8 protein-coding genes are annotated in these 12,068 nt (G+C 66.4%); 5 read left to right on the top strand and 3 right to left on the bottom strand.

The annotated features are described in order from the left end of the window. Positions 1–106: 106 nt before the first annotated feature. Positions 107–781, top strand: a complete 675-nt coding sequence (locus tag ASF65_RS02980) for an alpha/beta hydrolase (RefSeq protein WP_055884820.1) — start codon at positions 107–109, stop codon at positions 779–781. A 57-nt stretch (positions 782–838) separates the two neighbouring features. Beyond that, on the top strand, positions 839–2,089 hold the full coding sequence (gene tyrS / locus ASF65_RS02975; protein ID WP_055884817.1) for a tyrosine--tRNA ligase: 1,251 nt from the start codon (positions 839–841) through the stop codon (positions 2,087–2,089). A gap of 3 nt (positions 2,090–2,092) precedes the next feature. On the opposite strand, the gene ASF65_RS02970 is transcribed toward tyrS, so the two are convergent. Further along, positions 2,093–5,437 (bottom strand): hypothetical protein, encoded by a 3,345-nt coding sequence (locus tag ASF65_RS02970; RefSeq protein WP_162239443.1) that lies wholly within the window; start codon positions 5,435–5,437, stop codon positions 2,093–2,095. 195 nt (positions 5,438–5,632) lie between these two features. Between ASF65_RS02970 and ASF65_RS02965 the strand changes: the two genes are divergently transcribed. The 3 genes from ASF65_RS02965 to ASF65_RS02955 all read left to right on the top strand — a co-directional run bounded on the left by ASF65_RS02965 (position 5,633) and on the right by ASF65_RS02955 (position 8,221). Next, entirely contained in the window at positions 5,633–6,109 is a 477-nt protein-coding gene (locus ASF65_RS02965; protein WP_055884810.1) for a peroxiredoxin, read from the top strand. Then, positions 6,106–6,927 (top strand): ferritin-like domain-containing protein, encoded by an 822-nt coding sequence (locus ASF65_RS02960; RefSeq protein ID WP_055884807.1) that lies wholly within the window; start codon positions 6,106–6,108, stop codon positions 6,925–6,927. Before ASF65_RS02965 ends, ASF65_RS02960 begins: the two co-directional genes overlap by 4 nt. 127 nt (positions 6,928–7,054) lie before the next feature. Further along, complete coding sequence (locus tag ASF65_RS02955) at positions 7,055–8,221, top strand: M23 family metallopeptidase (protein WP_162239442.1); 1,167 nt, start codon at positions 7,055–7,057, stop codon at positions 8,219–8,221. A 54-nt stretch (positions 8,222–8,275) separates the two neighbouring features. Here the strand turns inward: ASF65_RS02955 and prfB are convergent. Together prfB and ASF65_RS02945 are read right to left on the bottom strand one after the other, a co-directional pair. Beyond that, a protein-coding gene (gene prfB, locus ASF65_RS02950) for a peptide chain release factor 2 (RefSeq protein ID WP_156369128.1) occupies positions 8,276–9,404 on the bottom strand; the annotation gives its coding sequence in 2 pieces (ribosomal slippage) (positions 8,276–9,334 and positions 9,336–9,404; 1,128 coding nt in all). 136 nt (positions 9,405–9,540) lie between these two features. After that, on the bottom strand, positions 9,541–11,976 hold the full coding sequence (locus tag ASF65_RS02945; protein WP_055884798.1) for a penicillin-binding protein 1A: 2,436 nt from the start codon (positions 11,974–11,976) through the stop codon (positions 9,541–9,543). Between the last annotated feature and the right edge of the window lie 92 nt (positions 11,977–12,068).

Here is a 12,068-nt window from a genome sequence, read left to right as displayed (position 1 = left end):
GAGCCGAGTAGTTTTGAATCGTTCTAAGAAAGAACTTTAAGAGGCTGCCCCTTCTCCGTCAAGGTGTCCGGTCCCTCCGGTCATCGAGCCCCCTTGAGGTTTTGCAATGCCCGAAGTCATCTTCAACGGACCGGCCGGCCGACTGGAAGGTCGCTATCAGGCGGCGAAGGAGAAGAACGCGCCGATCGCGATCGTTCTCCACCCCCATCCCCGCTTCGGCGGCACGATGAACAATCAGATCGTCTATCAGCTGTTCTACATGTTCGTGGAGCGCGGCTTTACGACGCTGCGCTTCAACTTCCGCGGCATCGGTCGCAGCCAGGGCGAGTTCGATCACGGGGCGGGCGAGTTGTCCGATGCCGCGGCGGCGCTCGACTGGATCCAGGCGCTCCACCCTGATTCCAAGCACTGCTGGGTCGCCGGCTACTCGTTCGGCGCCTGGATCGGCATGCAGCTCCTGATGCGCCGGCCGGAGATCGAGGGTTTCATGTCGATCGCCCCGCAGCCGAACTCCTACGACTTCTCGTTCCTGGCACCCTGCCCGTCGTCGGGCCTCATCATCCACGGCGACAAGGACAAGGTCGCGCCGCCCAAGGATGTTCAGGGTCTGGTGGACAAGCTGAAGACGCAGAAGGGCATCCTGATCACCCAGAAGACGCTGGCGGGCGCCAACCACTTCTTCTCGGAGCAGACCGAGGAGCTGATGGCCGAGTGCGCCGACTATCTCGACCGTCGCCTCGCGGGCGAGCTGTCCGACGCCCGCCCGAAGCGCCTTAAGTAAGACAGCAAAAGCCGGCAGGGGCGTACCCGGCCCCTACGCCTGGCGAAACGGACGATCATGAGCCGCTACAAATCCGACTTCCTGCGCGTTCTCGACGAGCGCGGCTTCATACATCAGGTCTCCGATCCGGAGGGGCTGGACGCGCTCGCCCACAAGGGGCGGATCACCGGTTATGTCGGTTACGACGCGACGGCGACGTCGATCCATATCGGCAACCTGATCTCCGTCACCATGCTCTACTGGCTCCAGGAGACCGGGCATCAGGCGATCAGCCTGATGGGCGGCGGCACCTCGATGGTCGGCGATCCCTCGTTCCGCGACTCGCAGCGCGGGATGCTGACGCCCGAGCAGATCCAGACCAACATCGACGGCATCCAGCGCGTCTTCGGCAACATCCTGCGCTACGACGGCCCGAACGCGGCCATCATGGTGAACAACGCCGACTGGCTCCTGAAGCTAAACTACGTCGAGTTCCTGCGCGACGTCGGCCGCCACTTCTCGGTCAATCGGATGCTGAGCTTCGATTCGGTGAAGCTGCGACTCGACCGCGAGCAGTCGTTGAGCTTCCTCGAGTTCAACTACATGATCATGCAGGGCTACGACTTCACCGAGCTCAACCGGCGCTACGGCACGGTGCTGCAGATGGGCGGCTCCGACCAGTGGGGCAACATCATCAACGGCGTCGATCTCAGCCACCGCATGGGAGGCCCGCAGCTCTATGCGCTGACGACGCCGCTCCTCACCAAGTCGTCGGGCGAGAAGATGGGCAAGTCGGCATCCGGTGCGGTCTGGCTCAACGGCGACCTCTTCAGCCCCTACGATTTCTGGCAGTACTGGCGAAACACCGAGGACGCCGACGTCGGTCGTTTCCTGAAGATCTTTACCCGCCTGCCGCTCGACGAGATCGCGCGTCTCGCCTCGCTCGGCGGCGCCGAGATCAACGAGGCGAAAAAGATTCTGGCGACCGAGACCACGGCCATCGTCCACGGTCGCGAGGCCGCCACGCAGGCCGAGGCGACCGCCCGCACGACCTTCGAGCAGGGCGCGCTGGCCGATACGCTGCCGACCGTGCTGGTCCCGAAGTCGGAGCTCGCGTCGGGGGTCGGCATCCTGTCGCTGATCGTCAAGGCTGGGCTCGCAGCGTCCAACGGCGAGGCCCGGCGCCATGTCGCGGGCGGGGCGGTTCGCCTGAACGACCAGCCCGTGTCCGACGAGCGCCTGACGGTCGATGCCGCCGCGCTCAGCGAGGGCGTCGCCAAGCTATCGCTCGGCAAGAAGCGCCACGTTCTCGTCAGGACTGGAGACTGACCGTCAGTCGAAGGCGAAGATCTGCCGGAAGATGCCCGGCGCGATCGCCGAGATCGGATTGACCACGAGCGTGGGCGACGCCATCGCCCCGCTCAGGCGGTAGGTGATGCCGATCAGGCCGCCCTCCTGCCCGTTGCCGAGGATCTGACCGAGGATCGGAATCGCTCCGAACACCCGGTTCAGGCCATAGGCCGGCATGAACGAGCCGGTGACGTCGATCTTGCCGCTCGGATCGTAGACGACGCCCGCGAAACTCGAGCCGAAGATCGGCCCGCGTACGATGCCGTCGGCCACGCGCAACGTTCCCCGATCGTAGCCGAGCTTGGCCGAGGCGTGGTCGAAGAACGCCCGTTCCGTGCGAAGCTCCTGCCCGATGGCTTGCGAGAGACTGGCCGCCCCCGGAGCCGGCGACGAACCGACGATGCGCGACAGGCGCGGCTCGTCGACGAGGTTGAAGTTCGTCAGCTTGACCTCGCCGCCATAGCCCTCATCCGGGGAGCCGACGAGGGTCAGCGATCCCTGTCCCCCGTCCATGTGGCTGTAGAGTCCGGTGAAGCCGAGGAGGCCTCCGACGTTGCCGGACGCGATGCGGATCCGCCGATTGTCGTTCTGAGGCGCGAGATCGCCGGCCAGGGCGGCCCCGCCGATCGACCCGCCAATCGCCAGCGCCGCCATCCGCCCGTCCGCGGACGCATAGTTCAGCGAGAAGCCGTCGACGCCGCGGCCGTTGAAGCCGTCGATCCGTCCGACATCCATCGTGATGTCGAAGGTCCCGCCCCCCGATCTCCCCTTCTTGTCGCGGGCAATGCCAGCCTTGAGTTCGGCCAGGATCGGGCGGGCATCGAAGCGGTTGCCCTCGACCTTCACGCCGAAACCGTCGCCATGACGCTCGACATCGACGCTCACATCGTCGCCCGGATTCAAAGCGACACGCGTCAAGGCGGCACTTCGGAGGCCGCGCTTGTCCACCGACAACGACCCACGCGCCTGGAAGCCGTCCCCTTTCAGTTCCAGCTTGTCGAGTTGCGTCATGTCCCCGTCGCGGCGGACGACGAAGGCGAGATCGGCCGGCACGCCGGCCCCCTTCTTCCAGGCGATCGCCGGTAGATCGAGTTCGGTCTGTCCGAGATCGAGCTTGGCGTGCAGTCCGTCGCTGTCGTCCGTTACTCGCGCCGCGATCGGGCCCTTCACCACGCCCGAGAGCGCGGGAACGAGATCGACGAGCTTGGCCGACGGAACCTTTAGTTCGGCCTCCAGGCTGCGCGTCCCGACGGGAGTGGCGCCGAACGGAAGCGCGAAGGTCAGCTTTGCGGGCATTCCGTCCATCGTGCCGTCCAGAGAGCCGCTGGCTTGGCCGGGAATCGCGTGAAAGACGCCGTCGAGCCCCGCGAAGGTGCGCCCTTCGATCGGCTGGCCAACATCGACGTCCTTCAGGTCGGCTTCGACGTTCCAGTCCCGCACCTGCTTCTCCGGCGCGATCCCGTCCCCAAGGATCAGCCGAGCGCCGACGTCTACGCTTGCGGTCCCCGTAAAGGCATCGGTCCTCAGCGGCAGATTGCGGAAGGCGCGGATCGGATCACGGTCGGCGATCGCCAGCAGCTGCGGCACGGGACCCGATGCCTTCAGGTTCACGTCGATCCCGAGATCGCGGAGTCCGCCGTCCGCCGGGCGCTGCAGGACCAGCGTCGAGCTTTCGATCGCGACCGCGTCGAGCCCGTCGACCTTGGCCAGATCCACCGCCACCTCGGTTCGAATGCCGCGGATGGTAACCGACCCGTCCACCTCGCGCAGCGCCGGAAGGTTTCCGACGGTTGCGAGCCCCGCGCCGCGAACCGGAATGTCGAGCTGGAGTTCGCTATTGCTCGGAGTCCCGCCGATGCGGAACGCTTCACCGATGCGGTCGCGCAGAATGTCGATCGAGATCCGGCCCTCGGGCACCACGCCGTCGTCGGACAGGTGAGCCAGAACCCAACGGCGCGCCTTGCCGGAGATGTTGAACGGCCAGAACGCCTTGACGGCAGAGGCGCTCAGCGACGTCGCCTTCAGATCCAGGAATGTTCGCGCGTCCGATGTCGAACCATCATAGCGCGCTCGTCCTTCGAGCCGCCCGCCGTCGGTCACGACACGGGCGACGTCCAGCGACACCTGGCGAGCGGCCGGGTTCAGGCTTCCCGCCAGTTCGAGGGAGGCGGTCAGGGGTTGGGCGCCGGGCGCCTCGTCGCGCCCCACCATCGAGCGGACGTCCGGCGTCGAAAGCTTGAAACCGTAGACTGGCGGCGCATCGGCATCGGCCCGGTTCGTCTGTTCCACCGCGCCCGTCACGTCGAAACTGACATCGCGGAAACGGAACGGGCTCCGCTCGATCACGAGGCGCTCGTCGCCCTGCGTGTAGGAAAGATCGAGCTGGCCGCTCTCCACGCGCGTGCGGCTCAGGCCGAGCTGCAGGTGCCCTGCACCGACGTGGGCGGTGGCCCGCAGGAAAGCCGGCTCGTCCGGCGACGCACGGTCCAGCGAAAGGTCGAGCGATGTCTGCGAATCGCTGCCGAACGGGCGCTCGTCGTCTTCGTCCGCTTCGTCTGCGGGCGGCACGATCGCGCCGAGATCGATCCGGCCGGTATGGCCCTCCAGTCGCGTCAACCGGCTGGTCACCGGATCGAATTCCGCGGTGCCGGACAGAAGCAACGGCACGTCGCCGACTTCGACGTTCGAGACGAGGCGTAGCGTTCCGTCGAGCGCGCGGTGCAGGTCCGCCCGCTGGAGCGTCAACTGCGAGACCTGCCCGGACCGAGCCGGGAGGCCTGTGACCCGGATATCCTGCAGGCTCAGCGTGTCGAAGTGGTAGGCCTGCAGCGCCTGCAACTGCCGCTCCAGCGCCGAGACGCCGCCGTCGATCGTGCGCGCCAGCATGGAGCGTTCGTCCGGCTCGGCCGGCGCTTCCTTCGTCTGGGGCGCGCGGTTGCCCGCGAAGGCGGCAAGATCGAGATCGGCGCCGGCAATCTCGAGGCGACCGAACTCCAGGCTGCCGCCCACGAGCGGCATCAGCCGCAGGGCGACGGAAATCCGCTCGACACGCGATTCAAGATCCGGCCGATCGCGCCGGTGCAGGGCCGCATCGAACCAGTTCAAGGCGAGCGTGCCATCGCCGCGAAATTCGAACTGCTGGCGCCCGAGCGTGGCCTCGTAGCGCGGCCCGAGCAGGCGTGAGAGCGCGGCCGTCGTCTGCGACTGGACGAAGCGTTCGCCGGTCGGCGTGCCCAGCAGGAACACGCCCGCGACCGCGATCGTCAGCGCGAGAAGCAGGACGAAGCTCAGGATCGCACCGACGAGACGCCGAATCTTCCTCATCAAGTCCGATGGTCTCCCGCAACACCAAGAGGGCGATCAGGGCGCCGCCTCTTCAGGCGTGCAACAAACGGTTCATAGCTTGCCTTCGACTTGCGGGCGCTATGATACAGGGCGGTTACGCCACGCCTGTCGATCCCGCGCCACACCCTGTCGCCGCGGCGCAGACGTGTCAGCGCAATGGGCCGAAAGGAGGGCCGAATGGCGACTTTGACGACGGGTCAGACTTTTCCGCATTTCGAGCTTCCGGCCGATGACGGGACGACGGTGTCCGACGCGCAGCTGCGCGGGAAGCCGTACGTGATCTTCTTCTATCCGAAGGACGACACATCGGGCTGCACCCTCGAGGCGCTGGACTTCACCGCTCTCGCAAATGAGTTTGAGGCCAGCGGGGTGCCGGTCTTCGGCGTGTCGCCCGATCCCATCGAGAAGCACTGCAAGTTCCGCGACAAGCATGGCCTTCAGGTCCCGCTGCTTGCCGATCCCGAGCGCACCCTGATCGAACCCGCCGGCGTATGGGCGCAGAAGAGCATGTACGGGAAGACCTACATGGGCGTCGAGCGCACGAGCGTGCTCGTCGACGGTGACGGCCGGATCCACCGCGTCTGGCCGAAGGTCAAGGTCGACGGGCATGCCCGCGAGGTCCTCGACGAGGCACGCAAGCTGGCCGGCGCGTGAGTCGCCTCGCGACGCCGACGCTGCGCGGCCTCGCCATCGAGGCCTTGCGGGAGCCCGATCTCGACGAGAAGCGCCGGTTGACGCGTCTCGCCGGCGAGCGATGGGCCGAACGCACCCTCGGCCTTTCGGCGCCGACGGACCCGCCGTTACCGGCACGTCCGGGGCGCCCGGCGGAGCCCCCGCTGGTCTCCCCGAGGCATGTCCCGCGCCGCTCGGTCCATACGGTGGAGGGACGCGTGGCGATGATCCACGCCCTTGCCCACATCGAACTGAACGCCATCGACCTTGCGCTCGATATCGTGGCGCGCTTCTGCGGCCAGCCGGTGCCCCGCTCGTTCTTCGACGGGTGGATGATGGTGGCAACCGACGAGGCGCGCCATTTCGGCCTGCTGTCCGATCGTCTCGAGGCACTCGGTTCGCGCTATGGCGCCCTGCCGGCTCACGACGGCCTCTGGCAGGCGGTCGAGGTGACTGCACACGATCTCGCGGCTCGCCTTGCAGTGGTGCCGTTGATTCTGGAGGCGCGCGGGTTGGACGTGACGCCGTCCCTTCTGTCGAAGCTCGGTGAGGTCGGAGATCCGGAAACAGCGGCGATCCTCGACGTCATCTACAACGACGAGAAACGGCACGTTGCGGTCGGCGCCAAGTGGTTTCGCTTTCTCTGCGCGCGTCAGAGGATCGATCCGGCTCGCCGTTTCCAGGAACTCGTGCGCGAGTGCTTCCGCGGTGAGGTCAAGGCGCCCTTCAACGACCGCGCGCGCGCCGAAGCCGGTTTGACCCCCACGTTCTACCGGAGCCTGTCGCCGCTCTCGCAGTAGCCCGCATCCGATCGTCAACGCGCCTTTAACCTTAACGGTTTCTAATTCCTCCATGCGGCCGACCGTCCGGCGCGCGTGGAGCGGGTGCATGAGTTCGCAGCTTCGCGGTTCCGTCTTCGGAAACCGAGTGAAATCCCATACGATCGTCATCGCGCGCGGCGAGAAGGTCCGGCACTGGACCGTGCCCTCTTGGCTTCTGGGAACGGGCGCCGCCTGCGCGTTGATCGGCGTGGTCGGCGGCATCGGTGCCGTCGCCCTCTCCTTGTCCGGCGACAGCGTCGTGCGCATGATGCTCGACCGGGAGGTTCGCGCGACCACGGTCTACGAGCAGCGGATCAGCGGTCTGCGGCAGGAACTCGACAAGCTGACCACTCGGCAGCACATCGACCGCGACCAGATCTCGAAGGAATTGCAGGCGCTCCTGTCGCAGCAGGCACAGCTCGTTGGCCGCTTCCAGAAGCTCGAGCCGCTCCTCGGCCAGGCCGCCGACGCGGGCTTGATCGATCCCGCAGCTACCGCCTCGACAAATGGTGGACCTGCGAAGGGCTGGGACGTGATGGGCAGCCTCGGGCAGATGCTGACACCCTTCCGCTCGGCGCAACCGGACTCGGTCGAGCACATCCGCGATGTCGTGCTTCCATCGATCCGCGAAAGCGTCGGCCTTTTCGAAGGGCAGCAGGCGGCGGGAGTCGCCAAGCTTTCGAAGGAAGCGTCCGACAAGGTCGACCGGATGAGCGGCCTGCTCCAGCCGCTGGGTGTCGACGGTGACGAAGGCGGCATCTTTGTCCCTGCCCCCGCCGACGCCAGCTTCGATCTGCAGCTCCAAAGGCTGGAAAACATGCTGTCGCGGATGGACGACCTGCGCGGGGAAGCCGAGCGCCTCCCGATCGCCGATCCCAAGCCGGCCGGCACGGTTCGCACCTCGACCTTCGGGATCCGGTCCGATCCGTTTCTCGGTCGCGAGGCGATGCACACCGGTGTCGATTTCGCGGGAGCGGCAGGAACACCCGTCCGTGCGACCGGCCAGGGCCGGGTCATCTCAGCCGGCGATCAGGGCGGCTACGGGCTGGCGGTCGAAGTCGACCACGGCAACGGCATCACCAGCCGTTTCGCCCATATGTCCCGCATCGATGTGTCCGTCGGTCAGACGGTGGCGGCCGGCTCGCGGCTCGGCCTCATCGGCTCGACCGGCCGCAGCACGGGACCCCACCTCCACTACGAGGTCAGGGTGAACGGCGAGCCGGTGAACCCGCAACGCTACATCGACGCGGGCCAGATGTGGGCCAAGCTCTGACGAAAAAGGCCGCCCTGCGAGGGACGGCCTTTTTCGATTCGAGGGGACGGTCGCTCAGTCGACGTCGCTGACCTCGGCGTCGCCGCCGAAGACGCGTTGCGCCAGCGCCGCTTCGATGAACGGATCGATCTTTCCGTCCAGCACGTCGTCGGGCGCCGTGCTCTCCATCCCCGTGCGAAGGTCCTTGACCATCTGGTAGGGCTGAAGAACGTAGGAGCGGATCTGGTGACCCCAGCCGATGTCGGTTTTCGACGCGGCCTCGGCGTCGGCCTTCTCCTCGCGACGCTTCAGCTCTTCCTCGTAGAGCCGCGCGCGCAGCATGTTCCAGGCGGTGGCCCGGTTCTTGTGCTGCGAACGCTCCGCCTGACACTGCACCACGATGCCGGTCGCCAGATGCGTGATGCGCACGGCCGAGTCCGTCGTGTTGACATGCTGGCCGCCCGCGCCCGAGGCACGATAGGTATCGATGCGCACGTCGCCTTCATTGACGTCCACCTCGATCGAATCGTCGACGACCGGATAGACCCAGACGGACGCGAACGAGGTGTGGCGGCGCGCCTGGCTGTCATAGGGCGAGATGCGGACGAGCCGGTGAACGCCGGACTCGACCTTCATCTTGCCGTAGGCGTTGTGGCCCTTCAGCAGGATCGTGGCCGACTTGATGCCCGCCTCTTCGCCGGAGTTGTGCTCCAGCATCTCGACCTTCATCTTGGCCCGCTCGCCCCAGCGCATATACATGCGCAGCAGCATCGACGCCCAGTCCTGGCTCTCGGTGCCACCGGCGCCCGAGTGGATCTCCACATAGGTGTCGTTGGCGTCGGCTTCGCCGGACAGGAGCGTGTCGATCTGGCGTTCCGCGACGTCCTTCTCGAGCGCGCGGATCGCGTTCTCGGCTTCCGTCACGACCTCGGCATCACCCTCCTCCTCGCCCATGGCGATGAGTTCGATGTTGTCCTGAAGCCCCTGCTCCAGCGCGCGGATGCCGGTAATGGCGGTCTCCAAACGCTGGCGCTCCTTCATCAGGCGCTGCGCCTCGGCGGGATCGTTCCAGAGGGACGGATCCTCAGCGGCCGCGTTCAGGCGATCAAGTTCTCGGACCGATTGATCCCAGTCAAAGATGCCTCCTCAGCAGGCTTACGGCCTGCTTGATGTCGGAGACAATGGATTCGATTTCGGCACGCATGCCGGCATTCCTCTCGAAAACGGATCGGGTGAATGGCGCGGACCATAGGGATGGGGCGCATGGGTGTAAAGCGGATCGGCCCCGGACGGATGAACCGCCGGGGCCGATCTCAACGCAGGGCAGGAAAGCTGCGGAACTAGAACAGACCGCCCGCCCCGCTTGCGATGGCCTGCGCCGCTTCCGGCGAGATCGACTGCTGCGCCGGAGCGCTGGCATAGGTGCCGCCGATCACCTCGTACTGGTCGGACGGACCCGTGCCCGGCTTGAAGGCTTCGATGATCGAGCCGTCGGCGCCTGGCGCCGCCGCCATGCCGGTCGCGCGATTCACCGCGACCTGCGTCATGCCGTCGGGAATGCGGAAATCGACCACCGGCTTGCCCGCAAGCGCCTGCTTCATGAACTCGTTGAATACCGGAGCCGCAAAGCCGCCGCCGGTCTGCCCGTGGCCGAGCGGCTGCGGGTTGTCGTAGCCGAGATAGACGCCGGTCACGAGGTTCGGCGTGAAGCCGACGAACCAGGCGTCCTTCTCGTCGTTGGTCGTGCCGGTCTTGCCGGCCACGGGCACGCCGAGCTCCTTGACGACCGTCGCCGTGCCGCGCTGGACGACGCCCTCCATCATCGAGGTGATCTGGTAGGCGGTCATCGGGTCGAGAACCTGCTGGCGCTCGTCCACCAGTTCGGGCTCCGCCTGACCGTCCCACGAGGCGGCGTTGCAGCTCTCGCACTTGCGGTTGTCGTGGCGGTAGACGGTCCGCCCGTAGCGATCCTGCACGCGGTCGATCACCGAGGGCTCGATGGAGCGCCCCCCGTTAGCCATGACGGAATAGGCCGTGACCATCCGCATCACGGTGGTCTCGCCCGACCCGAGCGCCATCGGCAGATACGGCGCCATCTTGTCGTAGACGCCGAAGCGTTCGGCGTATTCCGCCACGAGCTTCATGCCCATGTCGTCGGCCAGCCGGACCGTCATGAGATTTCGGCTCTTCTCGATGCCGAGCCGCAGCGTCGAAGGGCCAGCAACCTCGCCACCGTAGTTCTTCGGCTCCCAGAAGCCGCCGCGGCCGTCGGGGAACGAGACCGGCGCGTCGAGGATGACGGAGGCCGGCGTGTAGCCATTGTCGAGCGCCGCCGCATAGACGATCGGCTTGAACGAGGAGCCCGGTTGACGCATCGCCTGCGTGGCCCGGTTGAACTCGGACTGCGCGTAGGAAAAGCCGCCGACCATCGCCAGAACGCGGCCCGTGTGCGGGTCCATCGCGACCAGCGCACCCTGCACCTTCGGCGGCTGGCGCAGGACGTAACCTTCGCCCTTCTTCTCGACATAGACGACGTCGCCGCGGGCGAGGACATCGTCAACCGAGCGCGCCGTGCTGCGCTTGCCTTCGCGGTCCTGCCGCATGGCCCACTTCATGTCGGAAGCATTCAGCGTCGCGATCTCGCGCTCGGCTCCGCGACGACCCGAAATGTCGCGCGACGGCTGAAGGCCTATGCTGGCGGAGTTCGAGTCCGAGGACAGAACCACGGCAAGGCGCCATTCGGGCACGTCGGCATAGGGCTCGATCTTGTTGAGGGCCGGACCCCAGTCTCCGCCGAGTTCCACGGTCTCGACCGGGCCGCGATACCCGCGTGTCTGATCGTACTGGACCAGCGCATGCTGCAGCGAGGTGCGCGCATCGACCTGCATCTGCGGGTCGAGCGTCGATCGCACGGAGAGACCGCCCTCGTAGAGCGCTTTCACGCCGTAGCGCGAGATGACCTGTCGGCGGACTTCCTCGGTGAAGTATTCGGCGGATGCGAGATAGGTGCCGCTCGGCCGCGGATTGACGCCGAGCGGCTTGGCGATCGCAGCCAGCGCCTCGTCCTGCGTGATCGCGCCGTTCTCGGCCATGCGCTGGATGACCCAGTTGCGGCGGCCGATCGCTTCCTCGGGGTCGCGGAACGGATTGTAGTTCTCCGGCGCCTTCGGCAGGGCGGCAAGATAGGCCGCCTCCTGGATCTCCAGCTCGTTCACCGACTTGTCGAAATAGGCCAGCGACGCGGCGGCGACGCCATAGGAGCCCATCCCGAGATAGATCTCGTTGAGGTAGAGCTCGAGGATACGGTCCTTGGAATAAGCCTGCTCGATGCGCAGCGAGAGGATCGCTTCCTTCACCTTGCGCTCCATCGAGCGCTCGTTGGTGAGGAGGAAGTTCTTGGCGACCTGCTGGGTGATCGTCGAGCCGCCCTGCATCGGGCCACCACGCACATACAGCAGCGCGGCACGACCGATGCCTTCGAGGTCGACGCCCGGATGATTGTAGAAGTTCTTGTCCTCGGCCGAGAGGAACGCGTCCTTCAGGCGCTGCGGGATCGTCTGGATCGGCAGATAGAGCCGGCGCTCCTTAGCGTATTCGGCCATCAGCGAGCCGTCCGCGGCATGAAGGCGCGTCGTGACCGGCGGCTCGTACTTCTCCAGCACCTGATAGTCTGGCAGGTCCTGGCTCATGCTCGCCACGTACCAGGCGACGCCGCCCGCCAGGATCAGCGCAAACACGGTGCCGATACCGAAGAGGTAGCCGAGAAGTCTGATCATCGTGTCTCCATGGGCTACCGCTTTCGCGACCCTTTGCGAGCCGCACGGCGTGGCCGGCCGGGCATGGCGGGATGATCCCGCATTTCAGGAAG

It is taken from the genome of Aureimonas sp. Leaf324 (assembly GCF_001423245.1).
In the GTDB taxonomy this organism is placed as follows: domain Bacteria; phylum Pseudomonadota; class Alphaproteobacteria; order Rhizobiales; family Rhizobiaceae; genus Aureimonas.
This window is presented reverse-complemented; position numbering and strand designations above follow the sequence as displayed.